19 protein-coding genes are annotated in these 24979 nt (G+C 61.1%); 5 read left to right on the top strand and 14 right to left on the bottom strand.

Going from position 1 to position 24979, the window contains the following annotated elements:
- Positions 1 to 34 precede the first annotated feature (34 nt).
- Positions 35 to 700 (bottom strand): polysaccharide lyase family 7 protein, encoded by a 666-nt coding sequence (locus L8I05_RS24350; RefSeq protein ID WP_242171851.1) that lies wholly within the window; start codon positions 698 to 700, stop codon positions 35 to 37.
- A gap of 310 nt (positions 701 to 1010) precedes the next feature.
- Here L8I05_RS24350 and L8I05_RS24345 point away from each other — a divergent pair, with 310 nt between their 5' ends.
- The 3 genes from L8I05_RS24345 to L8I05_RS24335 are packed head-to-tail and all read left to right on the top strand — an operon-like array spanning position 1011 to position 3975.
- Entirely contained in the window at positions 1011 to 3116 is a 2106-nt protein-coding gene (locus tag L8I05_RS24345) for an EAL domain-containing protein (protein ID WP_242171848.1), read from the top strand.
- A gap of 42 nt (positions 3117 to 3158) precedes the next feature.
- Entirely contained in the window at positions 3159 to 3659 is a 501-nt protein-coding gene (locus L8I05_RS24340; RefSeq protein ID WP_064454485.1) for a M48 family metallopeptidase, read from the top strand.
- Between the two features lie 19 nt (positions 3660 to 3678).
- Positions 3679 to 3975 carry a winged helix-turn-helix domain-containing protein gene (locus tag L8I05_RS24335; protein WP_242171845.1) on the top strand — a complete coding sequence of 99 codons (297 nt, stop codon included), beginning with the start codon at positions 3679 to 3681 and terminating at the stop codon, positions 3973 to 3975.
- An 84-nt stretch (positions 3976 to 4059) separates the two neighbouring features.
- Here the strand turns inward: L8I05_RS24335 and L8I05_RS24330 are convergent, their stop codons facing one another.
- On the bottom strand, positions 4060 to 4512 hold the full coding sequence (locus L8I05_RS24330) for a GNAT family N-acetyltransferase (protein ID WP_159960527.1): 453 nt from the start codon (positions 4510 to 4512) through the stop codon (positions 4060 to 4062).
- 198 nt (positions 4513 to 4710) lie between these two features.
- On the opposite strand from L8I05_RS24330, the gene L8I05_RS24325 reads away from it, so the two are divergent.
- Complete coding sequence (locus L8I05_RS24325; protein WP_177017885.1) at positions 4711 to 5448, top strand: transporter substrate-binding domain-containing protein; 738 nt, start codon at positions 4711 to 4713, stop codon at positions 5446 to 5448.
- A 163-nt stretch (positions 5449 to 5611) separates the two neighbouring features.
- On the opposite strand, the gene yccS is transcribed toward L8I05_RS24325, so the two are convergent.
- The 10 genes from yccS to betI all read right to left on the bottom strand — a co-directional run bounded on the left by yccS (position 5612) and on the right by betI (position 20399).
- Positions 5612 to 7795 carry a YccS family putative transporter gene (gene yccS, locus L8I05_RS24320; RefSeq protein WP_177017887.1) on the bottom strand — a complete coding sequence of 728 codons (2184 nt, stop codon included), beginning with the start codon at positions 7793 to 7795 and terminating at the stop codon, positions 5612 to 5614.
- A gap of 213 nt (positions 7796 to 8008) precedes the next feature.
- Positions 8009 to 9187, bottom strand: a complete 1179-nt coding sequence (locus tag L8I05_RS24315) for an NAD(P)/FAD-dependent oxidoreductase (protein ID WP_159960521.1) — start codon at positions 9185 to 9187, stop codon at positions 8009 to 8011.
- Positions 9188 to 9334: 147 nt separating this feature from the next.
- On the bottom strand, positions 9335 to 10672 hold the full coding sequence (gene dbpA, locus L8I05_RS24310; protein WP_231501119.1) for an ATP-dependent RNA helicase DbpA: 1338 nt from the start codon (positions 10670 to 10672) through the stop codon (positions 9335 to 9337).
- 130 nt (positions 10673 to 10802) lie between these two features.
- On the bottom strand, positions 10803 to 12230 hold the full coding sequence (gene mdtD / locus L8I05_RS24305) for a multidrug transporter subunit MdtD (RefSeq protein ID WP_177017888.1): 1428 nt from the start codon (positions 12228 to 12230) through the stop codon (positions 10803 to 10805).
- A gap of 35 nt (positions 12231 to 12265) precedes the next feature.
- The gene (locus tag L8I05_RS24300) at positions 12266 to 13156 is read right to left on the bottom strand and encodes an alpha/beta hydrolase (protein ID WP_242171843.1); all 891 of its coding nucleotides are present in this window, start codon (positions 13154 to 13156) and stop codon (positions 12266 to 12268) included.
- A 297-nt stretch (positions 13157 to 13453) separates the two neighbouring features.
- On the bottom strand, positions 13454 to 14770 hold the full coding sequence (locus L8I05_RS24295; protein WP_242171841.1) for a TldD/PmbA family protein: 1317 nt from the start codon (positions 14768 to 14770) through the stop codon (positions 13454 to 13456).
- Positions 14770 to 16212, bottom strand: a complete 1443-nt coding sequence (locus L8I05_RS24290; RefSeq protein WP_242171838.1) for a TldD/PmbA family protein — start codon at positions 16210 to 16212, stop codon at positions 14770 to 14772. Before L8I05_RS24290 ends, L8I05_RS24295 begins: the two co-directional genes overlap by 1 nt.
- Before the next feature lie 170 nt (positions 16213 to 16382).
- Positions 16383 to 18086 (bottom strand): choline dehydrogenase, encoded by a 1704-nt coding sequence (gene betA, locus L8I05_RS24285; protein WP_242171835.1) that lies wholly within the window; start codon positions 18084 to 18086, stop codon positions 16383 to 16385.
- Positions 18087 to 18222: 136 nt separating this feature from the next.
- Positions 18223 to 19695 carry a betaine-aldehyde dehydrogenase gene (gene betB / locus L8I05_RS24280; protein ID WP_159960509.1) on the bottom strand — a complete coding sequence of 491 codons (1473 nt, stop codon included), beginning with the start codon at positions 19693 to 19695 and terminating at the stop codon, positions 18223 to 18225.
- Positions 19696 to 19805: 110 nt separating this feature from the next.
- The gene (gene betI, locus L8I05_RS24275) at positions 19806 to 20399 is read right to left on the bottom strand and encodes a transcriptional regulator BetI (RefSeq protein WP_010207128.1); all 594 of its coding nucleotides are present in this window, start codon (positions 20397 to 20399) and stop codon (positions 19806 to 19808) included.
- 391 nt (positions 20400 to 20790) lie between these two features.
- Here betI and L8I05_RS24270 point away from each other — a divergent pair, with 391 nt between their 5' ends.
- Positions 20791 to 22725, top strand: coding sequence for a BCCT family transporter (locus tag L8I05_RS24270; RefSeq protein ID WP_237235779.1), 1935 nt, complete (start codon positions 20791 to 20793; stop codon positions 22723 to 22725).
- A gap of 194 nt (positions 22726 to 22919) precedes the next feature.
- Here the strand turns inward: L8I05_RS24270 and choV are convergent, their stop codons facing one another.
- Both choV and choW read right to left on the bottom strand, forming a co-directional pair.
- Positions 22920 to 24101, bottom strand: a complete 1182-nt coding sequence (gene choV / locus L8I05_RS24265; RefSeq protein WP_242171833.1) for a choline ABC transporter ATP-binding protein — start codon at positions 24099 to 24101, stop codon at positions 22920 to 22922.
- Positions 24098 to 24943: a choline ABC transporter permease subunit gene (gene choW / locus L8I05_RS24260; protein ID WP_150295675.1), complete on the bottom strand. Its 846-nt coding sequence runs from the start codon at positions 24941 to 24943 to the stop codon at positions 24098 to 24100. The genes choV and choW overlap by 4 nt, the downstream gene beginning before the upstream one ends.
- Positions 24944 to 24979: the final 36 nt, after the last annotated feature.

The following is a 24979-nucleotide window of genomic DNA, read 5'->3' as shown; positions in this document are numbered from 1 at the left end:
GAAGCCCCGGTATTGCCGGGGCTTCTCTCAAGCATTACTCGTGATCAATATCCAACTTCGCAAACGTCACCCGCGCGCCTTCCTTGCTGTTGCCACTGTTGTCCTGCACATACGCCCCCGCCTTGAAGTACAACGGCTTGGCGCCCCACGCGGCACCAATGCGCTCATTCCACTGCCCGTCAGCCGCCTCGACGCTCAGCAATCCGGCCTTGTTGAGGTTGATCACGTACGTAAAGCTCTTCTCCAGCGGCACATTGGAGGCGACGATAATCACGCGGCCTTCATCTTCATCCGGGCGCATGCGCACTTTGGCGACGATGTTGCCGGTCTGGGTCTTTTCCTTGAATTGGTACTCGAGTTTGATCAGCGGTTTCTGGCTGTCATAGGCGTGAATCTGGCCGATGACCACTTTGCCGCTGGAGGGCACTTGGTTAACGGTCAGCGTGGCACGCAAAAAGTTGTCGGCGTCGGTATAGGTCCAGTTGCGCAAACGCCCATCGGCGTAGGTTTCGCGCAATTCGCTGCGCGGGTAGACGGCGTTTTCGGTGCGGGTGCCGGTCACCGGTGTCCAGAATTGCACGTTGCTGCCTTCGGCCTGGAAATATTGGTCCTTGAAGCCGCTAAGCAGTTTCGGCGTGTCGATGGTCGCGGGCGGCGAGCCGACCGGAATGCTCAGGTTCCAGGTGGAAAGGTCGATCATGGTGTTGGCCTTTTACAGAGGGTGAAAGCGTTGGCCCGTGAGCCTCACAGGTTCTTTATAGGCGGTGATCGTCGGGTTGTTAAACAATTGCTGGCGATTTATTGGCGCCAGAGGAATGCCAAAAAGCCATGTTTCCCATGGACCGTGGGTTGTAGGGCTTGACCGTTAGTCGGCTTCCTGGGCTTTGGCGCAATGATGGCACCCACGTCACTTCTGCTTTTTTAGAACCGGGGCTAGAGTGAGGCCTCAGTGTTTGTCCGGTTTTTTTATCAGAAGTGACCGGTACAGCCCCTCAAGGAAGAGACGTAGCATGGATTGCGCTCCACACCACGGCGATGGCAGTTCGGTTCTTCTGGTGGTCGACGACTACCCGGAAAACCTCATCAGCATGCGCGCGCTTTTGCAGCGCGAAGACTGGCATGTGATGACCGCAGCGTCCGGGCTGGAGGCCTTGGAATTGCTGTTGGCGCACGACGTCGACCTGGTCTTGCTGGATGTGCGCATGCCCGGCATGGATGGCTTTGAGGTCGCGCGCCTGATGCGTGGCAGCCAACGCACGCGCATGACGCCGATTATTTTCCTGAGTGCCCACGCCCAATCGGCCGCCTCTGTGATGGAAGGCTACGCCAGCGGCGCTATCGATTACCTGTTCAAACCCTTTGACCCGCACATTCTCAAGCCCAAGGTGCAGGCGCTGCTGGAGCACCAGCGCAATCGCCGGGCCTTGCAGCGCCTGAGCCATGACCTGGAGTCCGCCCGCGCCTTTAACGCCTCAATACTCGACAACGCCGCCGAGGGCATCCTGGTGGTGGGCGAGGGCAGTGTGATCCAGTACGCCAACCCGGCCATTTCGCGGTTGCTGAATGCGACGATGGCCGAGTTGCAGGGCGAGAGTTTCCTGAGTTTCCTGCAAAAGCCCCATGTGCCCACCTGGTTGGGCTTCCCCATGTACGAGGCGTATCGCAAGGGCGAGACGTGGCGCCAGCACGATGCGATTTTGCGCACCAGTCGCGGCCAGCAGGTGCCGGTGGCCTTGTCCTGCGCGCCGTTGCCCGCCGAGCAGAAGGCCATGGTGGTGACCGTGCTGGACATGTCCGAGGTGCGCCACCTGCATCAGCAACTCGAGTTCCAGGCGGTGACCGACCCGCTGACCGGGTTGTTGAACCGGCGTGGCTTCCACCAGGCGGTGGAGAGCACTTTATTGCGCAGCGAACGTAACGAGCTGTCGCTGGTGCTGCTGTACCTGGACCTCGACGGCTTCAAGCGTGTCAACGACTCGTTGGGCCACGACGCCGGGGACCGCGTGTTGCGCTGGGTCTCGGAGCAAATGCAGGCGTGTTTGCGCTCCTACGACATTCTTGGGCGCATGGGCGGTGACGAATTCACCGCCTTACTGGAGCTGGAATTCCCGGAACAGGCGGCCAAGATTTCGGAAAAACTGATCGAGCGCGTGTCCGTGTGCCAGCAGGTCGACGGTTTGGATGTGATGCTCGGCGTCAGCATTGGCATTGCGACCTTCCCTGACTGCGGCTCGGACCTGAACGGCCTGCTGCGCGCAGCCGACATCGCCATGTACGAAGCCAAGCGCGCCGGGCGTCAGCAATATCGCTATTACGACCAGGAAATGAACGGCCGCGCCCGCTCGCGGCTGATGCTCGAAGACAGCGTGCGCACCGCGATTCAAAACAAGGATTTCACCCTGGTGTACCAGCCCCAGGTGTCGCTGGAGGACGGGCGGTTACGCGGCGTCGAAGCATTGCTGCGCTGGCAGCACCCGAGTGTCGGCGATGTGCCGCCGGGCTTGTTTTTACCGTTGCTGGAAGAGGCGCGGCTGATCAGCCAGTTGAGTGCCTGGATCTACCAGCAGGTCGCCGCCCAACGCCAGGCCTGGCAAACCACCTTCGATGACGCGCTGGTGTTGAGCGTGAGCTTGAGCAGCAGCCAGTTCAATATGCCCAACCTGGCCGGCCAACTGCAGCAGGTACTTGAGCGACATGGGTTGCAGGGGCGGCAGTTGGAGGTGGAAATCAGCGAAGACAGCCTGATGAGTAACCTTGAGGAAACCAACAAGCAGCTCAAATTGTTGCGTCAGCTTGGGGTGCGTATTGCTTTGGATGACTTCGGTCTCGGCCAGTGTTCCCTGGCCCACTTGCGTGACCTGGAGTTCGACACGCTCAAGCTCGACCCGCAATTGGTGGCGCGCCTGCCGGGTTCGGTGCGGGACGCTGCGATGGCGTGCAGCATCATCCAGCTGTGCGGGCATTTTGATGTGCTGGTGATCGCCGAGGGCGTGGAAACCCTCGAGCAGGCCCAGTGGCTCAAGGCCAATGGGTGCTCGTTTGTCCAGGGCGCATGGGCGGCGCAGCCCTTGGTGGCCGAGGAAGTGGCCGACTGGTCCCACCCGCGGTTGCTTTGAATTCGCTACACTGGCGCCCATTCGAACCCTGTTGCTGAACTCATGACCGCGCTGAAATACCTCCAGGCTTACCCCGCAGCGCTCCAGGAGCAAGTGCGCCAACTGATCGCCAAGGACCAGTTGGGTGCCTACCTGGAGCAGCGTTACCCCGAGCGCCATGCGGTGCAGAGTGACAAGGCGCTGTACAGCTACGCCCTGGCCTTGAAACAGGAACACCTGCGCAACGCGCCGGCCATCGACAAGGTGCTGTTCGACAACCGCCTCGACCTGACCCATCGCGCCTTGGGCCTGCACACCACGATTTCACGGGTGCAGGGCGGTAATCTCAAATCCAAGAAAGAGATTCGCATTGCCGCGCTGTTCAAAGAGGCGGCGCCGGAATTTCTGCGCATGATCGTGGTGCACGAGCTGGCGCACTTCAAGGAATCGGACCACAACAAGGCGTTCTACAAACTCTGCGAATACATGATGCCGGGCTACCATCAGGTGGAATTCGACCTGCGGGTGTACCTCACGTATCGCGATTTGCAGGGCAAGCCCTAACCTCACCAGGCGACTGAGCATGGACGTGAGCAAGACCAAAAGCAGTTTCTACCGCCGCCTGTACGTGGCGTATTTGATCGACAGCGGGCATGCCAGCAGCGTCCCGGCGCTGACCGACGCCACCGGCATGCCCCGGCGCACGGCGCAGGACACGATTGCGGCGCTGGCCGACTTGGATATCGTGTGCGAGTTCGAGCAGGAAGATGGCGCGCGCAACCATGCGGGGCACTATCGGATTCGGAGTTGGGGGGCGATTGATCGCGGGTGGATCGAGGCTAATCTGGCGGGGATCAAGCAGGTGTTGGGTTATCCCTGAAGGTGGCGGTGATTGGTCTGGCCTCATCGCAGGCAAGCCAGCTCCCACATCTATGTGGGAGCTGGCTTGCCTGCGATGGCGGCCTCACTGACGCCGCATACCAATATGCGGAATATCATCCTCCAGGTATTCCTCACCCTCCACCACAAACCCATACCGCCCGTAATAGCCCTGCAAATGCGCCTGGGCTGACAGAAAAATCGGCGTTTCAGGCCAGATATCTTCAATGCGCTTGAGGGCTTCTTCCATCATCAGATGGCCAAGCCCGGTGCCGCGTGCCACGGGCGCGACAATCACGCGGCCGATCACCACATCACCGCCCTGGGACTCGGGGTCCAGCAGGCGCAGGTAAGCCACCAACGCGTCATCGTTCCAGGCCATCAGGTGGTGGGTATCACCCGACAGGTCCTGCCCGTCGAGGTCCGGATAAATGCACTGCTGTTCAACGACAAAGACCTCGCTGCGCAGGCGCAAAATGGCGTACAGCTGCTCCTTGCCCAAGTCATCGTGGTGTTTGCAGACCCAATCAACCGTCATGGTGTGTTCCCTTATTAATGACCGTTGCCGATAGTAAGCGCGACGGACTGCCCTGTCTAAATTGAGCATTTTTGTGAATGGCGTCAATTTGCCATCATTCAGTGCAATCGCCGCCGGGTTCTTTGTGTAATCTGCAATGCAGGCTCATTGATGAGCTACTGTTATCAGGCCACTGCCTGCCCGCCAAGGACTTTAAGCATGCCGCGATTTTCTCGTGCCGTTGCTTTGATAGGAGTGTTGTTGCTGGCCCAGCCTGCGGTCGCACAACGTCTGCGCCTGGTCGCGGATGCCTGGCCACCGTTTACCGATTCCACCTTGATCAACGGCGGGTTGGCGACTGATATTGTCAGCACGGCCTTGGCCCGCGCCGGCTACGCCAGTGATTTCGAACAGGTGCCTTGGGCGCGGGCGTTGATGGGCGTGGGCGATGGCCGGTATGACGTGCTGGTCAATGCCTGGTACGACGATGCGCGCACGCAACTGGGGCAGTTTTCCGCTGAGTACCTGCTGAACCGCGTGCGCTTTATCAAGCGCCGCGACGACCCCATCGATTATCAAAGCCTCGAACAACTGCATGATCAGTCCATCGCTGTGGTGCGCGGCTATGCCTATTCGGCGGCCTTCGACCAGGATGCGCAGTTGCAGAAAGTGCCTGTGCATAACTTCGCCATGGCCGTGCGCATGCTCGCGGCCCAGCGGGTGAGGCTGACATTGGAAGATGAATATGTCGCCCGCTATTACCTGGCGCGTGAGTCGCCGCGGGTGCGCAATGCGGTGGAGTTTTTACCCAAGCCGTTGAGTGAAAACAGCCTGCATATTCTGGTCAGCCTGAAGAACCCTGAGCATGAGCAGATCGTCGCCAGTTTTGATCGGGAGATTGCCAAGATGAAGGTCGATGGCAGTTATGCGCGGTTGATGAAGGCGCATGGGATGTGATCGGGATGAGCGCTTTGCTTGTCGTGGCGAGCGGGCTTGCCCCGCGTTGGGCTGCGCAGCAGCCCCACACCTGAGACCTTAATTTACCTGATACACCGCAGCGGTTTTATCTGGGGCCGCTGCGCGCCCCAACGCGGGACAAGCCCGCTCGCCACAACACAGATTAAGCCGCGCGGGTATCTTTGATCAGATGCGCCGCCAACGTGCGCAACGGCCCCAACTGCCGACAAATCAACGCCAGCTGCGTCTGCACCAGCCGCTGCCCCTCATCGATCTCATCCGGCATTTGCTCCAGGTCCGCGGCCAACGCTTCTTCGGCATCGCTTTGAATCGCGATCGGCTCCTTGTTGGCCAACCCTGTAGCAATTTCGTCGATGCTCGCCGCCAGGCTGTTACCGGCGCCGTCGATCAAGTGCTCACGCACTTCGGCCGGTAACTGGGTTTCCCGGTGCGCGCCCAGCCCTGACAGGTAGCTGAGCAAGGTGTGCGACAGCACCAAAAAGCGGAAGCCCACGTCGGCTTCTTTGCGAAAGTGCCCAGGCTCCATCAGCATGTTCGCCAGCGTGGTGGACAGCGCCGCATCGGCGTTGTGCGCATTGCGCCGGGCCAGGCGGTAAGCCAGGTCGTCGCTCTTGCCCGCAGCGTATTGCTGCATGATCTGGCGCAGGTAGATGCTGTTGCAGGTCAGGGTGTTGGCCAGCACTTTGTTCAAGCGACGGCCTTGCCAGTCCGGCAGGAACAGGAACACCGCCAGGCCCGCGATCAGGCTGCCAATGAGCGTATCGAACAGCCGTGGCAGGAACAGCCCGTAGCCATCGCCCACTTGGTTGAAGCAGAACAGCACCATCAAGGTGATCGCCGCCGTGGCCAGGGTGTAGCGCGTGGTACGGTTGATAAAGAACACCAGGCCGGCGGCGATGGCGAACAGCGATTGCACCAGCGGGCTGGGGAACAGGTCGAACAGCGCCCAGGCCACGGTCAGCCCGATGGCAGTGCCGATAATCCGCTGGCCGAGCTTGCGTCGGGTGGCGCCGTAGTTGGGCTGGCAGACGAACAGCGTGGTGAGGATGATCCAGTAGCCCTGGGAGGCGTGAATCGCATGCAGGGTGCCGTAGCCGATGGTCAGCGCCAGGGCCAGGCGCAAGGCGTGGCGAAACAGCAGCGACGTCGGCGTCAGCTGCGTGCGCAGGCGCGTCCACATTTCCTTGAGGTTGCGCGGGGCGCGGTCGAGCAGGTTGCTGTCGGTGGCATCCGCGAGCGAGTCAGGGTTGCTGGCATCGCCCAGCAGGCGGTCGAGCGTGGACAGGTTGGCTGCCAGGGCGCGCAACGAGCGCAACAGGCCACGCCACGCGGGGTTGCTCTGGATGCGCAGGTGTTCCAGCGAGGCATTCAGGTCGCCGAGGGCTTCGGCGAAGCTGTCGTCATAAATGAACGGCTGGCGCAGTTGGATCGATTCGCCCAGTGCCTGGCAGGCTTTGCCTTGCTGGCGCAGCAGGCGTTGGCAGCGGAACAGCACGTCGCTGTGGAAGAAGGCTTCGGCCAGCGCGTTATACGGGTAGTGCGACGAGCTGGCGCGCTCGTGGATGTCCTGGGCCAGGAAGTACAGCTTCAGGTAGCGGCTGACTTTCGAGCCCGGCCGACCGTTGCCCACGCGGTGCAGGATGATTTCCTTCGCCGCATTCAGCGCCGCCACGACCCGGCCGTTTTGCTGGGCCAATTCCAGGCGGCGCGCTTCTACATCCAGCTGGCGGATCGGTTCGAACAAGGATGATTTAAGCTTGAGGTAGCGCCCCAATTCGCGAAACAACCGCGCCAGGCTCTGCTGCACCGGCTGGTTGGAAAACAGCGCCTGCCACAGCACCGAAAGCACGCCATACCAGGCGGCACCGGCCACCAGCAGCAGCGGTTCGTGCCAGAAGTCAGAGACGGCGCCACCGCGCTGGTCCACGCCGATCATGGTGTAGACCGACAGAATCAGCGTCGCCGAAGCAATCGCGCCATAACGTTCGCCCAAGGCGCCGAGCATGGTCAGGCAGAAACTGGCCAGGGCCAGCGCAATCGCGAAAATCCACGGGTAGGGAAACAGCAACTCCACCGACAGCGCGGCGACGCTGAAACACACCAGCGTCACCGCCAGGGCGTTGAGGCGGCCTTGCCAACTGTCGTCGGTCTCGGCCAGGGCGCTGGCGATAATCCCCAGGAACAGCGGGATCAGCAGCGTCATTTCATCCTGATACCAGCACAACGCCATGCTGCCGGTGAGGGCGATGAATACCCGTACGCTGTAACTGAATTTATCCAGCGCCCACAGGCGCCGCATGGACTGCTTGAACGAGGTCGATGACATGAAGTCTGGAGTCTTCCGGGACGATGCCGCTAAATTGAGCTATCAAGGACGCCACGGCAAGCGTGGCGATCACATCAATTGCGCAAAATGTTCAGGATCACTACAAAACTAATGTGGGAGCTGGCTTGCCTGCGATGACGGCGGTGAATCCACCCTCGCTATCGCAGGCAAGCCAGCTCCCACAGGGGATTGCATTTCAAGGTTTGATCGGTGTCAGGCGTATTGCGCTGCCGCGTAGCCCGAGGCCCAGGCCCACTGGAAGTTGAAACCGCCCAAGTGACCGGTCACATCCAGCACTTCACCGATGAAGTACAAGCCTGGGCTTTTCAGCGACTCCATGGTCTTGGACGACACTTCGCGCGTATCCACCCCCCCCAACGTCACCTCAGCCGTGCGATAGCCTTCAGTGCCTGCGGGCACCAGTTGCCAGCTGCCCAGTTTCTGCGCGATGTCGGCGATTTCAGCGTGGGTGTACTGCTTCATCGGCTTGGACACAAACCAGGTTTCCGCCAGCAGGTTGGCCATCTTCTTGGTGAAGATCTCACCCAGCAGGGTTTTCAGCTCGCTGTTGGGGCGCTCGACCTGTTGCTGTTGCAGCCAGGTGTGGGCGTCGTGGTCGGGCAGCAGGTTGATTTCCACGGTGTCGCCGGTTTCCCAGTACGAGGAAATCTGCAAGATCGCCGGCCCACTGAGGCCACGGTGGGTAAACAGGATGTTCTCGCGAAAGCTCTGGCCGTTGCAGCTGACCAGACAGTCCACGGAGGTGCCCGACAACTCGCCGCACAAGTCCTTGAGCTGGTCGGTGATGGTGAACGGCACCAGCCCCGCGCGGGTCGGCAGCAGTTCATGGCCGAACTGCTTGGCCACTTGGTAACCAAAACCCGTAGCGCCCAGGGTCGGGATCGACAGGCCGCCGGTGGCGATCACCAGGGATTCGCAGCGCAGCTCACCCAAGGTGGTTTGCAGCTGATAACCGGCGTCCAGCTTGGCAATCTCCTGGACGGACGTGTCCAGGTGCATGCTTACGCCGACCTGAATGCACTCATCGAGCAGCATGCCGAGGATGTCGCTGGACTTGTTATCGCAGAACAACTGGCCGAGTTTCTTCTCGTGGTACGGCACGCCGTGCTTGGCCACCAGTCCGATGAAATCCCACTGGGTGTAGCGGGCCAGGGCGGACTTGCAGAAGTGCGCGTTGTGCGAGAGGAAGTTGGCCGGCTCGGTGTACATATTGGTGAAATTGCAGCGGCCACCACCGGACATCAGGATCTTCTTGCCGGCCTTGTTCGCATGGTCGATCAACATCACCTCGCGCCCACGCCCGGCGGCGGTCAGCGCGCACATCAAGCCTGCGGCGCCGGCGCCAATGATCACAACTTCGGTCGAGCGCACAGCAATGTCCTCACAAAAATATTGATCTGAAATGCAATCAAATGTGGGAGCTGGCTTGCCTGCGATGGCTGTAGTGAATTCACCACCGCTATCGCAGGCAAGCCAGCTCCCACATTGATTCGGTTCCCACAGCAAATATACGTGTTGTTACAGGATCCGCACGCGCAACGAACGGCCTTTGATCTTGCCGTCATTCAAGCGCTGCAATGCCTGCTTGGCGATGCCACGTTCCACGGCCACAAATGCCTGGAAATCAAAGATCGCGATCTTGCCAACTTGGGCACCCGGAATGCCGGCTTCACCGGTCAGTGCGCCAAGGATGTCGCCCGGGCGAACCTTGTCTTTACGGCCGGCCGCGATGCACAGCGTGCTCATCTGCGGCAACAGCGGGCCACCGCTTTGCGGCTTGAGGTTGTCCAGTTGGTCCCAGTTCAACGGCGACTTCTGCAGTTGCTCGATGGCCTGGGCGCGGTGCGCTTCGGACGGCGCCACCAGGCTGATCGCGATACCGGTCTCACCGGCGCGGCCGGTACGGCCTACGCGGTGGATGTGGATTTCCGAGTCGCGGGCCAGTTCGACGTTGATCACCATATCCAGCGAGTCAATGTCCAGGCCACGGGCGGCCACGTCGGTGGCAACGAGAACCGAAGTGCTGCGGTTGGCGAACATCGCCAGCACCTGGTCGCGGTCGCGCTGTTCCAGGTCGCCATGCAGGCCAACGGCGGAAATGCCTTTGGAGGTCAGGTGATCCACGGTTTCCTGCACTTGCTGCTTGGTAAAGCAGAACGCCACGCAGGACGCTGGGCGGAAGTGCGCCAGCACCTTGGTCACGGCGTCCATGCGCTCTTCCGGCGAGATCTCGTAGAAGCGCTGCTCGATCTGGTCGTCAGAGTGGAAGGCTTCGGCCTTCACTTGCTGCGGCGCGCGCATGAACTTGGAGGCCAACTGCTTGATGCTCACCGGGTAGGTGGCCGAGAACAGCAGGGTCTGGCGGCGCGGCGGGGTCTTGCTGATGATGTCTTCGATGGCGTCGTAGAAGCCCATGTCGAGCATGCGGTCAGCTTCGTCGAGGATCAGTGTGTTCAAACCGTCCAGCACCAGCGAACCTTTGCGCAGGTGCTGCTGGATGCGGCCCGGCGTGCCGACGATGACGTGGGCGCCGTGTTCCAGCGAGGCGATCTGCGGGCCGAGGGACACGCCGCCACACAGGGTCAGCACCTTGATGTTGTCTTCGGCGCGCGCCAGACGACGGATTTCCTTGGCGACCTGGTCGGCCAGCTCACGAGTCGGGCACATGACCAAAGCCTGGCAGCCGAAGTAACGCGGGTTGATCGGGTTCAACAGGCCGATGCCGAAGGCGGCGGTCTTGCCGCTGCCGGTCTTGGCCTGGGCAATCAGGTCCAGCCCTTTGAGGATCACCGGCAAGCTTTGCGCCTGGATCTGCGTCATCTCGACATAACCCAGCGAGTCGAGGTTAGCCAGCATGGCGGCGGACAGGGGCAAAGTATTAAAAGCGGTGGCGATGGTAGTCACGGGACTGGCTCTGCAAAACAAAATGTTGCGCAGTGTACCAGTCCCGCAGGATTTTCCCTGCAAGTTCTAGACGGGAAGCCTGTTAATGCTCGATGTCATGCTCGCGGCTGACCACGCGTTTGCCGTCGGTGGGCGACAATTGCAGGAAGATCGCCGCCGCCAGCATGGCCATGATGCCCACGGTGAGGAAGGTCAGTTGGAACGCGCCGAGGACGCTCTCCACACCGTCATTGCCGGTTTCAGCGGTAAAGCCGCCGAGCAGCGCACCGGCACAGGCCACGCCCAGGCTCAGGGACAATTGCGCCACCACCGAGAGCAAACTGTTGCCGCTGCTGGCCTGGGCGTCGTCGAGGTCGATCAGGGTGACGGTGTTCATCGCGGTGAACTGCAGGGAGTTGATCGCCCCCAGAATCGCCAGCATGCACAGCAGCAGCGGGTAAGGCGTGTGCTCGCTGACCAGGCCCATGCTGGCCAGCATGATGCCGAGGAACAAGGTATTGCCGGTCAGCACCACGCGGTAGCCGAGGCGTTCGATCAAGGTGCGGGCGATGGACTTGGCAAACATCGCCGCTGCCGCCAGCGGCAACATGCTCATGCCGGCTTCCGAGGGCGAGTAGCCCAGCGCCACCTGCAACAGCAACGGCACGAGGAACGGCAGGGCGCCGCTGCCCAGGCGCGCAAACAGGTTGCCGAGAATGCCCACGGCAAACGTGCGGGTCTTGAACAGCACCGGCGAGAACAACGGGTTATCGATGTGTCCAGCGCGCAGCCAGTATGCCGCCAGGCACGCCAGCCCGCCGAACAGCAGCAACATCACCCGCAGGTGCGGCAGGTGCAGTTCGCCCAGGCCTTCCATGGCGATGGTGATCAGCACCATCGCCGCGCCAAACAGTACAAAGCCCATGCTGTCGAACCGTGTGCGCTCGCTGCCGCGCAGGTCGGGGATGAGTTTCCACACGGCCCAGCAACCGATCATGCCCACCGGCAGGTTGATCAGGAAGATCCAGTGCCAGGTCAGGTATTGCACCATCCAGCCGCCCATGGTCGGGCCGAGCAACGGGCCGAGCAGGCCGGGGATGGTAATGAAGCCCATGATCCGCACCAGCTCGGAGCGCGGGTAAGCGCGCAGCACGACGAGTCGCCCGACCGGCAGCATCAACGCGCCGCCCAAGCCCTGGATCACCCGTGCGCCCACCAGCATGGTCAAGCTGCTCGACAGCGCGCACAACAGTGAGCCAATGCTGAACAGCATGATCGCGCCAAAGAAGATTTTCTTGGTGCCGAAGCGGTCGGCCACCCAGCCCGAGGCCGGGATCAGCAAGGCGACGGTGAGCATGTAGGCGATCACCACCCCTTGCATGCGCAGCGGGTTTTCCGCGAGGTCCCGGGCCATGGCCGGCAGTGCCGTGTTGAGAATCGTCCCATCCAGCGACTGCATGAAGAAGGCAATCGCCACCACCCAGGGGAGCCAGCGGGCGGTCTTGGCATCGAGTGGGGCGCGATTGGGCATGAGCTACCTTTTTGTTAGCAGGCTATGTGTCGCGATTATGCGCCATCCATCGCTCCTTTTCCCACTGGCGGTTCGTCTAAATCTGACAATGTCGCGTGCTCGCCGACGAGGAAATCCAACAGCACACGGTGCACCGCCAACGCGGCCTCGCGGGACTCCAAGTCGAGCAAGTGGCCGGTGTGTTCGGCGACGGCGAAGGTGCTGCGGCCCACGTATTTTTTGAACAGTTGGGCCTCTGCTGCCGGGGTGTACTCGTCCAGCGCGCCGTTGATGAAATGCACCGGGGTTTCGATCTGGGTGAGCGCCGGCAGGTAGTTGCCATCGCCCAGGCCCAGCACTTGGTGGATATGAAAGCGCGCCTGGCGGTACTCGGTGGTGGCCATGCTCGACAAGTGCCGATGGTTATTGCGCTTGAGCCTGGGCGAGAGGTATTTGCCGACCGTCTCGTTGAGCAAGTGGCCGACCGCCGACTTGTCATCGGCCTCGATCAGCACACGCACGCGCTCCACATAATCGAGCATGGCCTGGTTGAGATTGGGCGCCAGGGCCATTACCACCGAGCTTTCGATGGAAGGCGGGTTGTGCGCCAGGGTCAGCAGCGTGGAGATGCCGCCCCAGGAGGCCGAGACCAGATGGTTGACCTGGAAGCGCTCCACCAGCGCCCGCAGGATTTGCACTTCGTCGTCCTTGGTCACCAGGTCCAGGTCGGTGTTGTGCTCGCGCGAATAGCCGGAGAACGGCAGGTCGAACAGCAGCACATTGAAGTGTTCCGCCAGGCATTTGCTGGTGCGGGCAAATGAGCGGGTGGTGGACAGCGCTCCGTTGACCATCAGTACTGTTTTCTTTTCCGAATCGTTACCGAGCTGCTCAACGTGAACGTTGTAGTGTTTGAACAGCCCTTCTATGACAAAACTTCCATGGTCCATGTCAACGCTCCAGCTTGCCCAATCCAGGCAAGGTCATGCATCACGTGCAGGCACGTGGGGTTGGTGGCGGGGTGCCACTAACCGTTATAACGAGGTTTTTTGTGGGCGACAACCGGCCGCACGGGCAGAAGTGTGAGATGGGATTTTTCGGTAGGAAGAAGCTAAAAGAGGGTGTAAGGAACGAGCACAGAACAGTGTGGGAGCTGGCTTGCCTGCGATGCAGACACCTCGGTGTATCAGTGACACCGCAGTGATGCTATCGCAGGCAAGCCAGCTCCCACAGGGGAGTCGCAGTGCTTATAAGGTGAGGGTCAGGCGTTTGACCAAGGCGCCTGGCAACAAGTTGGAGGCGGTATTGCGCTGGCTATACGTACTTGCCGACAACAACAGCTCCCGCTCAGCAGTCAGCGCTTCCAGTTGCGAACCGAGCAAGTTGTAGACGCTGTCATCAAAACGCATGGTGCTGACCGGCGCCTTGATCTCGCCGTCTTCCACCCAGAACGTGGCGAAGCGCGTCATGCCGGTCAGGCGTGCAGCGGGCAAGTCCGAGTAGTTCAAATACCACAAGTTGCTGATGTACAGCCCGGTGCCCAATTGCTTGAGGATATCGGCCTGGGCCAGGCTGCCCGCCGCCATCTGCAAGGCGCTGGGCGACTCATCGCTGCTGGCGCCGTTGGTGCTCAAGCCGTATTCGGCAGCACTGCGCGAGTTGATCAACTGGCCCTCGGCTTTGCCGGCATTGACCAGCGTGACATCCCCGCGCGGGTAGCCTTCGGTGGAAAACGCCTGGCTCAGCGAGCCGCTGATCTGCTCATCGACCTTCACCAGCGGGCTTAGCGACTGTTCACCGGCATACAGCTTCTGCAACGAGCTGCTTTTGCTGGCGATGGCCTGCGCCGAAAACCCGCCCCAGGTGATGATGCTGATGATCTCTTCCAGCGCGGCTGGCGCAAGGTAGGCGCGGTATTGGCCGGGCGCCAGCTTGTGCAGCGGGCGCCCGAGGAATTCCAGCTGCTCGCGGGCCTGCTGGAAGCGCGCGGCGAACTCGGCGCTGTCCCAGGTGTGCCCGGCGTAGCTGGCTTTGACCGCTTCGCCGTTGGCGTGGAACAGGCTGAAATCGAAGTTGAAGCTGTTGGCCTGGTGCCAGCCGAATGCGCCATCCGAACTGGCGAAACCACGGCTGATCGGGCCTGCAGCGTAGAAGCCAACCAAGTCCACGCCTTGCGCTGCCTGGCTGATAGCTTCCAGCACCTGGGCCAGTTCCGGCAGCGGCCGCAGCTGTTCGTTATGGCTTTGCCAGGCGGTGTGATTGAGCAGCAGGTACGGGTCCTGCGGCAGCAGTGGCAAGGTTTCGCGCAACTGCTGCAGGCCATCGGCGAGGCGTTGGCGATCCAGCTCGGGCGAGCCTGCCAGGGTGATGCCAAGGTCGGCATGACGCCCGTCGTTGATCAGCTTGAGGTTCAGGCTGGCCTGTTGCACTTGCCCGGCCTGGCGCACTTGCGCGTGGTTGAAGCGCACGAACTCGGACGATTCGTCCGCATAACCCAGGTGAAACTGTTCCTTGTCGGTGATGGCCTGCTTGAGCCATTCCACCAGTGCCTTGAAGTTGTTCATCAGGCATCTCCCCCAAATACGTCGACATCACTGAACACACACGCAGGCGACGCGTGGCCCACGCGGATCACCTGGTTGGGTTCGCCTTTGCCGCAGTTCGGCGTGCCCAATACCTTGAAGGTGCTGGCGTCGCCGACGGCACTGAGCTTGCGCCAGAACTGCGCGGAAATCGCACGGTAGTTGGGGTTTTTCACCACGCCCTTGAGCTCGCCGTTTTCGATCAGTTGGCCCCACTCGCAGCCGAATTGGAACTTGTTGCGCGCATCGTCGATGGACCAGGAACGGTTGGTGCTCATCAAAATGCCGTGCTCGATGCCGCTGATCAGTTCGGCCTGGGTTTTGTCGCCAGCCTCGATGTTCAGGTTGGCCATGCGGTCGATTGGCGCGCGGTTCCAGCTGCAGGCGCGGCTGTTGGCGACGCCTTGCATGCCGGCGCGAAATTGCGACAGCGCGCCGCCCAGTGGCTTGAGCAGCAGGCCGTCGCGAATCAGGAACTGCTTGGTGGCGCGGGTGCCGTCGTCGTCATGGCTGTAGCTGGCGAGCTGCTCGGGGATGTCCGGGTCGAAGGTCACGTTGAGCAAGGGCGAGCCGTATTGCAGGTGGCCGAAGTCGCTGACCTTCACAAAACTGGTGCCGGCGTAGTTGCGCTCATCGCCGAGGATGCGGTCCAGCTCCAGCGGGTGGCCGATGGATTCGTGGATCTGCAGGATCATCTGGTCGGGCATCAGCAGCAAGTCGCGCGGGCCGTGGGGCGTGTTTGGCGCGAGCAGCAATTGCAGCGCTTGGTCGGCGACGGTGCGGGCGGCGCCTGCCAGGCCGAAGCGGCGAATCACGTTGGCACTGCCTTGCTGGCCGAAGTTGGTGCCGCCCAGGGTGCGGGTCTGGCTGTCGTTGCCGTCGAAGGCGGTGACGCTCAGGCCCGGATAGACAAAGCGCTGGGCCTGGCGCAGTTCGGCGCCGGCACTGTTGAGGTAAATCTGTTCAACCCGAGTGGTGCCCAGGCTGACTTCCCAACTGACCAGGCGCTCGTCCTTGGGCACGCTGGCCGATTCGTCACCGAGCAGTTGGTAGCAGTCGCTCAGGGACGGAAAGGGCTGGTCGAGGTCAGGCGACAGGTAGTCGGCGACATCGCTGGCCACCGGCTGCGTGTGCAAGTCGAGCAGGGCGTGGGGCAAGATGCGCCGGGCTTGCTGTTCAGCACGCTCAAGGGCGGCTTGCAGGCCGGCAAGGGAGATGTCGTTGGTGGCGGCGTAGGCTTCCACGCCCTTGAGACGCACGGTGAGCATGGCGCCCTCGTCGTGGTTCAAGTGCGGCGGCTCGGCGACGTTCTTGCGGACCGACAGGTATTGGCCGGATTCGCGCACGTAACGCAGCGAGAAAAATTCGGCAGTGGTGCGCAGGGCACTGAAATGCTTTTTGAGTGTGGCGTGGTGGTCGAACATGGGGCCTCCTGAGGGCAACGCAGCCTCTGAGGCTAGCACTTCTCAGGTGATCGTTCCCACGCTCTGCGTGGGAATGCCGCCCTGGACGCTTTGCGTCCGCTTTTGAGGTGGTGACGCGGAGCGTCACAGGATGCATTCCCACGCTGAGCGTGGGAACGATCAGTTACGGTTTACTGCGCAGTAGGGCCGACTTCACGCATCGGCTTGCCACGCACCGGCGCATCGCCGGCGACGTAGTAGTCGGCGGTGCTGCGCGGCAGCGGCTGGCGGCCACGGATCTTGTCGGCGATTTTCTCGGCGATCATGATCGTCGGCGCGTTCAGGTTGCCGGTGGTGATGATCGGCATGATCGACGCATCCACAACGCGCAGGCCTTGCATGCCATGCACACGGCCTTCGCCATCCACTACAGCCATCTCGTCGGTACCCATCTTGCACGAGCAGGACGGGTGGAACGCGGTCTCGGCGTGCTCACGGATGAACTTGTCGAGCTGTTCATCGGTTTGCACTTCAATACCCGGGCTGATTTCGCGGCCACGGTATTGATCCAGCGCCGGCTGCTGCATGATTTCACGGGTCAGGCGGATGCCGTCGCGGAACTCCTGCCAGTCCTGCTCGGTGGACATGTAGTTGAAGAGGATGCTCGGGTAGTCCCGTGGGTTCTTCGACTTCAATTGCACGCGGCCACGGCTTGGCGAACGCATGGAACCCATGTGCGCCTGGAAACCGTGCTCTTTCACACCGTTGCTGCCGTTGTAGTTAATCGCGACCGGCAGGAAGTGGTACTGGATGTTCGGCCAATCGAATTCTTCACGGGTACGGATAAAACCGCCCGCTTCGAACTGGTTGCTGGCGCCGATGCCGGTGCCGTTGAACAGCCATTCGGCACCGATGGCCGGCTGGTTGTACCAGAGCAGCGACGGGTACAGCGAGACTGGCTGGGTGCAAGCGTATTGCAGGTACAGCTCAAGGTGGTCCTGCAGGTTTTCGCCGACGCCTGGCAGGTCGTGGACCACCGGGATGTCGAGGCTTTCCAGCAGTTTGGCCGGGCCAACACCGGAGCGTTGCAGCAGTTGCGGCGAAGCGATTGCGCCGCTGCACACCAATACTTCTTTGCGCGCGCGGGCTTCAACGCGCTCTTCGGCGGCGCCGATCAGGTAACGCACGCCAACGGCACGCTTGCCTTCAAACAACACTTTGTCGGTGAGGGCGTGGGTGACGATGGTCAGGGTCGAACGCTTTTTAGCCGTGTCCAGGTAACCGCGAGCGGTACTGGCGCGACGGCCGTTAGGCGTGACGGTACGGTCCATCGGGCCGAAGCCTTCTTGCTGGTAGCCGTTCAAGTCGTCGGTGCGCGGGTAACCGGCCTGTACGCCAGCTTCAACCATGGCGTGGAACAGCGGGTTGTTGCCGGCTTTAGGCGTGGTCACGCTGACCGGGCCGTCGCCACCGTGGTAGTCGTTCGGGCCGATGTCGCGGGTTTCGGCTTTGCGGAAATACGGCAGGCAGTCGAGGTAAGTCCAGTCTTCCAGACCTGGCAGTTTCGACCAGTTGTCATAGTCCATGGCGTTGCCACGGATGTAGCACATGCCGTTGATCAGCGAGGAACCGCCGAGGCCCTTGCCGCGACCGCATTCCATCCGGCGGCCGTCCATGTGTGGCTCCGGGTCGGTCTCGTAGGCCCAGTTGTAGCGGCGGCCTTGCAGCGGGAATGCCAGCGCGGCCGGCATCTGGGTACGGAAATCCAGACGGTAGTCCGGGCCGCCAGCTTCCAGCAGCAGGACGGTGACGCCTTCGTCTTCGGTCAGACGGGTCGCCAGGGTGTTACCGGCGGAGCCGGCACCCACAATGATGTAATCGTATTCTTGGGACATTGGATGCACCCTCTTTTGAGATGGTCAGGTCGGGCCTCATCGCGGGCAAGCCCGGCTCCCACAGGGAAATGCATTCCATATGTGGGAGCTGGCTTGCCTGCGATAGCGGCCTCGCAGGCAACACAACACTCAGGTGTTAGAACACCGAGGCGTAATCGCCCAGCTCTACCTGTACCGATTTGATGCGGGTGAAGTTGTTCAGCGAGCTGATGCCGTTCTCACGGCCAACGCCCGACTGCTTGTAGCCACCCACCGGCATCTTCGCGTCGGACTCGCCCCACGCGTTGATCCAGCAGATACCCGCTTCCAGCTGATGAATCACGCGGTGGGCGCGGTTCAGGTCTTTGGTTACCAAGCCGGCAGCCAGGCCGAAGTCGGTGTCGTTGGCGCGGCGGATCACTTCTTCTTCGGTCTCGTAAGTGAGGATGCTCATCACTGGGCCGAAGATTTCTTCACGGACGATGGTCATTTCGTCGGTGCAGTCGGTGAACACGGTTGGGGCAACAAAGGCGCCTTTGGCGAAGTCGCCGTCGGTCAGACGGTCGCCGCCGCACAGTACGCGGGCGCCTTCTTCTTTACCTTTGGCGATGTAACCCAGCACGCTTTCCATGTGGGCGAAGCTGACCAGCGGGCCGAAGTTGGTGTTTTCGTCCTGTGGGTTGCCGACGCGAATGCGCGCAACACGCTCAACGATCTTGGCTTCGAAGGCAGCCTGCAGGTGCTTGGGCACGAACACGCGAGTGCCGTTGGTGCAGACCTGGCCGGAGCTGTAGAAGTTGGCCATCATCGCGATGTCGGCCGCGCGATCCAGGTCGGCGTCTTCGAACACGATCAGCGGCGACTTGCCGCCCAGTTCCATGGTCACTTCTTTGAGCGAAGAGCTGGAAGCGCTGGCCATTACCTTCTTGCCGGTGTCGGTGCCGCCGGTGAACGAGACTTTCTCGATGCGCGGGTGCTCGGTCAGCCAGGTGCCGACTTCACGGCCGCTGCCAGTCAATACGTTGAACACGCCCGCCGGCACGCCGGCTTCGGTGTAGATCTCGGCCAGTTTCAGGGTGGTCAGCGAGGTGACTTCGCTTGGTTTGAAGATCATCGCGTTACCGGCAGCCAGGGCCGGTGCGGATTTCCACAGGGCGATCTGGATCGGGTAGTTCCACGCGCCGATACCGGCCACCACGCCCAGCGGCTCGCGGCGGGTGTAGACGAACGAGGTGTCGCGCAGTGGGATCTGCTCGCCTTCGATGGCTGGCACCAGGCCTGCGTAGTATTCCAGCACGTCTGCACCGGTGACGATGTCGACGTATTGGGTTTCGGAGAAGGCTTTACCGGTGTCCAGGGTTTCCAGCGCGGCCAGCTCATCGTTGCGCTCACGCAGGATGTCGACGGCACGACGCAGGATGCGCGAACGCTCCATGGCGGTCATGGCGGCCCAGATTTTCTGGCCCTTTTCAGCGCTGACCACGGCACGTTCAACGTCATCTTTGGTAGCACGTTGCACTTGGGCGAGAACTTCACCGTTAGCCGGGTTGATGGCTTCGAAGGTGGCATCGCTGCCAGCGTCGCTGTAGCCGCCGTCAATGTAGAGTTTTTGCAGTTCGAAACGGGCCATAAAGTCCTCGCAAGTGCATAAGTGGTTGGCGTTACCCGCCGAAAGTGGGCCATGGGGTTTCTGGCAACACTGAGCGGCAGACGTTCAGGGGTTGAGCGTTTATGTGTGCTCTAACTCACCTGCTTGGCCAATTGGAAATCCATGTATTCGTAAGCGATCCGTTGCGCCTGCTCCGTGTCGAAAGCGTCTCCCGACAGGGCGCCGCGCAACCACAAACCGTCGATCAGGGCCGCCAGGCCTCTGGCTGCTTTGCGTGCGTGCGGCAGCGGTAGCACTCGGCGGAACTGGCAGCACAGGTTGGAATACAGACGTTGATCGTTGATCCGCTGCAACCTGTGCAATGACGGGTGATGCATGCTGGTGGCCCAGAAGGCCAGCCAGGTTTTCATTGCCGGTCCGTTGACCTGGCTTGCGTCGAAGTTGCCCTCGATGATCACCCGAAGGTGCGCCCGTGGGCTGTCGTCCTTCAGCGCAAGCCTGCGTTCGTGGACGTTCTCGATCAGCACATTCATCAAGTACCGCATCGTTGCGGCGATCAGGCCGTTCTTGTCCTGAAAGTAGTGACTGATGATGCCGTTCGAGACGCCGGCCAAACGGGCGATCAGCGCAATGCTGGCATCTCCCATTCCGACCTGATCGATGGCCGTCAAGGTGGCTTCGATCAACTGCTGGCGGCGTATGGGTTGCATACCGACCTTGGGCATGTAGCACCTCTCCTTAGGCCTGCCGATGGTCGATAAACGTCCGTCGGCTTGATGGCCAGTCTATTTTGTTTTGATTGAACGTTCAATCAACAAAGAATAAGATCTGCGACAAATGGTCGCTACCTACAGATATTTCCTACCTGTGAGCCGCAACCACTGACACCTGCAAAAACCCTTGAAACAGGCCGTATCAGGGCCTGGCCACTGCTTCGGCGCGGCTCAAGAATTTTCGGGGTGTCTTTATAACACCCGTCCGTCGACTGCCGAAAAATCGATGTCCCGGGATAACCGTTGCCTTGTGTTTCTCTCTCGCACTGCCCGGAGCATCTGCGCCATGAGTTCTGCCTCTCTTATAAAGACCCCGCCGGAAAAGGTTCGGGTCAACGGTTGGGTGTTCTACACCTCCACCGCGCTCATTCTGTTGTTGACCGCCATTCTGATCATCGCCCCGCAGGAGGCCGGGCGCATGCTTGGCGTAGCACAAGCCTGGCTGTCGAAAAGCTTCGGCTGGTACTACATGGTGGTCATCGCCGCTTACCTGGTGTTTGTGGTCGGCCTGGCGTTTTCGTCCTACGGTAAATTGAAACTGGGCAGCAAGGACGACACCCCGGACTTCAGCTACGGCGCCTGGGCCGGCATGCTGTTCTCGTCGGGCATCGGCATCTCGCTGCTGTACTTCGGCGCGTCGGAGCCTTTGGACCACTACTTCAACCCGCCCGAAGGCGCGGCCGCCAGCAACATGGCTGCACGCCAGGCGCTGCAACTGACCTTCCTGCACTGGGGCCTGCACGGCTGGGCGATCTACGCCCTGGTCGGCCTGGCCGTGGCGTACTTCGCCTACCGCCATAACCAGCCGCTGGCCTTGCGTTCGGCGCTGTACCCATTGGTGGGTGAGCGTTGGGTCAAAGGTGCGGCCGGCCACGCGGTGGACGGTTTCGGCATGTTCGTGACCTTGCTCGGCCTGGTGACGAACCTGGGGATTGGCGCGATGCAAGTGTCGTCGGGGCTTGAAAACCTGTTCGGCATGCAGCACAGCAACACCAACCTGCTGATCGTGATCATCGTGATGAGCACCGTGGCGACCATCGCCGCCGTGTCGGGTGTGGAAAACGGCATTCGCCGCCTGTCCAACCTCAACATCGTGCTGTTCAGCGGCTTGCTGATTTTCGTGCTGTTGTTCGGCCCGACTCTGCACTTGCTCAACGGCTTCGTGCAGAACATCGGCGACTACATGAATGGCCTGGTGCTGAAAACCTTCGACCTCTATGTGTACGAAGGCGACGCCGACAAGACCGAGCGCTGGATGGGCCTGTGGACCCTGTTCTACTGGGCCTGGTGGATTTCCTGGGCGCCATTCGTGGGCATGTTCATCGCGCGTATTTCCCGTGGTCGCACCGTGCGTGAGCTGGTGGCCGGCGTGCTGCTGATCCCGCTGGGCTTCACCTTGGCGTGGTTGTCGATCTTCGGTAACTCGGCCCTGGACCTGGTGCTGAACCACGGTGCGGTGGAGCTGGGCAAGACGGCGCTGGAACAACCGTCGATGGCCATCTACCAACTGCTGGAGCATTACCCGGCGTCGAAAATCGTGATCGGCGTGTCGATCTTCGTGGGCTTTGTGCTGTTCCTGACCCCGGCGGATTCCGGCGCGGTGATGATGGCCAACCTTTCCTGCAAAGGCGGCAACGTCGATGAAGATGCGCCGCACTGGTTGCGAATCTTCTGGTCGGCGGTGATCACCCTGGTGACCATCGGCCTGCTGTTCGCCGGTAACTTCGAAGCCATGCAAACCATGGTGGTGCTGGCGGGGCTGCCGTTCTCGGTGGTGCTGATCTTCTTCATGTTCGGTTTGCACAAGGCCATGCGCCAGGACGTCGCCATCGAACAGGAGCAGGCGCAATTGGCCGAGCGTGGCCGTCGTGGTTTCAGCGAGCGTCTGACCGCGCTGGACCTGCAACCGAGCCAGGGCACCGTGCAACGCTTTATGGACAAGCACGTCACGCCTGCGCTGGAAGAAGCGGCGACGGCGCTGCGTGACCAGGGGCTGGAGGTGCAGACCCTGCTGGGCAAATCCAAGCGCTGCATCGGCGTGCGTATCGAGATGGAAGAGGGCAACCCGTTTGTCTATGAAGTGAGCCTGGATGCTTACTCGTCGGCACCGAGCGACTTGCCCGAGGAAGAGCGCACCCGTTACTACCGGGCCGAGGTCTACCTTCACAACGGGCCTCAGGAATACGACCTGATGGGCTTTGCCCAGGAACAGATCACCCGGGACGTGCTCGATCAGTTTGAAAGCCATCGGCAGCTCCTTGGCCGTGTCTATAGCTGATAGTCGGGCTTAAATGATCATTCCCACGCTTCGGCGTGGGAATGCATCCTGTGACGCTCCGCGTCACGACTCAAGAGCGGACGCAGAGCGTCCAGTGCGGCATTCCCACGCAGAGCGTGGGAACGATCAATGTGGGAGCAGGCAAGCCAGCTCCCACATTGACCCAGTTTCTTCAGTTGATTTTGCAGTGTCTGTCAGCCCAGGTTCTTGCCCAGCAGCGCGTGGTAAAGCTCACTGTCGCCCAAGATCCCCACCACCTTATGGTTGCTGTCATGCAGCACCAACTTGTTCCCGGTGTGATAACGAATCTGCAATGCATCGCGCATGCCGATATTCGAATCCACCAGCGTCGGCACCCGGCCCAGGCCTTCCACCGCTTGCCCTGGCGCCCAGTTTTGCAGGTTCAGCACCGCGCCATTCTGGCGGGCACCCTGGATGGTGTTGCCTTCGGCCAAGTCCAGCCACGAATCGCCGCCTGGGTCCAGGCACACTGAACCGTTGATGCGTTTGCAGTTGTCCAGGGTACGCATCAGGCTGCGACCGCACAGTACATTCAGCGGGTTGGTGTGGGCGACGAAGGTGCGCACATAGTCGTCCGCCGGGTTCAGCACGATCTCTTCCGGCACGCTGTACTGGATGATCTTGCCGTCTTTCATGATCGCAATGCGGCTACCCAATTTGAGCGCCTCATCCAGGTCGTGGCTCACGAACACAATGGTCTTGCTCAGCTTGCGTTGCAGCTCCAGCAATTCATCTTGCAGACCTTGGCGGATCAGCGGGTCGAGGGCGGAGAAAGGTTCGTCCATCAGCAGGATATCGGCGTCCATCGCCAACGCGCGGGCCAGGCCGACGCGCTGCTGCATGCCACCGGACAACTCGTCCGGCTTCTTGTTACGCCATTGGGCCAGGCCCACCAGTTCAAGTTTCTCGTCCACCAGCTTGCGCCGTTCTTTCTCCGGACGGCCCTGCATTTCCAGGCCGAAGCTGATGTTCTCGCGCACCGTCAGCCAAGGCATCAGGGCGAACTTCTGGAACACCATGGCGATACGCTTGGTGCGCATCATCTTCAGCTCGGCAGGCGTGCACGATGCGATGTCGATCTGGCGCCCTTCGTGTTCCACAAACAGCTGGCCACGGCTGACGGTGTTGAGGCCGTTGATGCAGCGCAGCAAGCTCGACTTGCCCGAGCCCGACAGGCCCATGAGCACGCAGATCTCGCCTTTTTCGATGTCCAGGCTGGCTTTTTCAACGCCGACAATCTGCCCGGTCTTTTTCAGGATCTCGTTGCGGTGCATGCCCTGGTCGAGCAGCTTGAGTGCCTCGCGCGGGTCTTTGGAGAAGATCACATCGACATTGTCGAATCGGATAATGCTCATGCATCACCCCCTACTTTGGCGTCGGGTTGTTTGCAGATGCGGTCGAGCATGATGGCCAGCAACACGATTGCCAGGCCGGCTTCAAAGCCCAAGGCGATGTCAGCCGTGTTCAGCGCGTTGACCACCGGCTTGCCGAGGCCGTCGGCGCCCACCAGGGCCGCGATCACCACCATCGACAACGACAGCATGATGCATTGGGTAATGCCGGCGGCAATGCTCGGCATGGCGTGGGGCAGTTCAATCCGCGAGAGCAACTGACGGCGCGAGCAGCCAAAGGCCTTGCCGGCGTCCATCAACTCTTGCGGCACATCACGGATACCCAGGTAAGTCAGGCGGATGGGCGCGGCAATCGCGAACACCACCGTGGAGATCAGCCCAGGCACCACACCCAGCCCGAAGAGGGTCAGGGTAGGGATGAGGTAGACGAAGGTCGGCACGGTCTGCATCAGATCGAGCACCGGCCGCATCAGGGTGTAGAACATCGGTTTGTGCGCGGCAACAATGCCCAGCGGCACGCCGATGACCACGCAGACCAGAGTGGCGAACAACACCTGCGCGAGGGTTTCCATGGTTTCCTGCCAGTACCCCAGGTTGAGGATCAGCAGGAAGGAGGCGATAACAAAAACAGTCAGGCCCCATTTGCGTTGAATAAAGTGAGCGAGTAGCGCAATCAGACCGATCAATGCCAGCGGATTGAACCAGGTCAGCGCAAACGTCACGCCGTGGATCATCGTTTCCAGGGTCGATGCGATTGCGTCGAAATAGTTGGCACCGTGTTTGGTCAACCATTCGACGAAGGCAGCGATGTACTGGCCTAGTGGGATTTTCTGTTCAGTCAGCATGGTAGTGAATGTCCACATGCGAAGGGGAAAACATCC

Origin of the sequence: Pseudomonas sp. MONT-RG-20F-20-E-7-02 (assembly GCF_022662395.1) — a bacterium.
Lineage (GTDB): Bacteria > Pseudomonadota > Gammaproteobacteria > Pseudomonadales > Pseudomonadaceae > Aquipseudomonas.
The sequence above is the reverse complement of the archived record's forward strand: the minus strand, read 5'-3'. Positions and strand labels throughout refer to the sequence as shown.

Bases quoted from the DNA above. Each gene is read 5' to 3' on its own strand.
- L8I05_RS24350 (WP_242171851.1), bottom strand. From the start codon at position 700: ATGATCGACCTTTCCACCTGGAACCTGAGCATTCCGGTCGGCTCGCCG.
- L8I05_RS24345 (WP_242171848.1), top strand. From the start codon at position 1,011: ATGGATTGCGCTCCACACCACGGCGATGGCAGTTCGGTTCTTCTGGTG.
- L8I05_RS24340 (WP_064454485.1), top strand. From the start codon at position 3,159: ATGACCGCGCTGAAATACCTCCAGGCTTACCCCGCAGCGCTCCAGGAG.
- L8I05_RS24335 (WP_242171845.1), top strand. From the start codon at position 3,679: ATGGACGTGAGCAAGACCAAAAGCAGTTTCTACCGCCGCCTGTACGTG.
- L8I05_RS24330 (WP_159960527.1), bottom strand. From the start codon at position 4,512: ATGACGGTTGATTGGGTCTGCAAACACCACGATGACTTGGGCAAGGAG.
- L8I05_RS24325 (WP_177017885.1), top strand. From the start codon at position 4,711: ATGCCGCGATTTTCTCGTGCCGTTGCTTTGATAGGAGTGTTGTTGCTG.
- yccS (WP_177017887.1), bottom strand. From the start codon at position 7,795: ATGTCATCGACCTCGTTCAAGCAGTCCATGCGGCGCCTGTGGGCGCTG.
- dbpA (WP_231501119.1), bottom strand. From the start codon at position 10,672: ATGCTGGCTAACCTCGACTCGCTGGGTTATGTCGAGATGACGCAGATC.
- mdtD (WP_177017888.1), bottom strand. From the start codon at position 12,230: ATGCCCAATCGCGCCCCACTCGATGCCAAGACCGCCCGCTGGCTCCCC.
- L8I05_RS24300 (WP_242171843.1), bottom strand. From the start codon at position 13,156: ATGGACCATGGAAGTTTTGTCATAGAAGGGCTGTTCAAACACTACAAC.
- L8I05_RS24295 (WP_242171841.1), bottom strand. From the start codon at position 14,770: ATGAACAACTTCAAGGCACTGGTGGAATGGCTCAAGCAGGCCATCACC.
- L8I05_RS24290 (WP_242171838.1), bottom strand. From the start codon at position 16,212: ATGTTCGACCACCACGCCACACTCAAAAAGCATTTCAGTGCCCTGCGC.
- betA (WP_242171835.1), bottom strand. From the start codon at position 18,086: ATGTCCCAAGAATACGATTACATCATTGTGGGTGCCGGCTCCGCCGGT.
- betB (WP_159960509.1), bottom strand. From the start codon at position 19,695: ATGGCCCGTTTCGAACTGCAAAAACTCTACATTGACGGCGGCTACAGC.
- betI (WP_010207128.1), bottom strand. From the start codon at position 20,399: ATGCCCAAGGTCGGTATGCAACCCATACGCCGCCAGCAGTTGATCGAA.
- choV (WP_242171833.1), bottom strand. From the start codon at position 24,101: ATGAGCATTATCCGATTCGACAATGTCGATGTGATCTTCTCCAAAGAC.
- choW (WP_150295675.1), bottom strand. From the start codon at position 24,943: ATGCTGACTGAACAGAAAATCCCACTAGGCCAGTACATCGCTGCCTTC.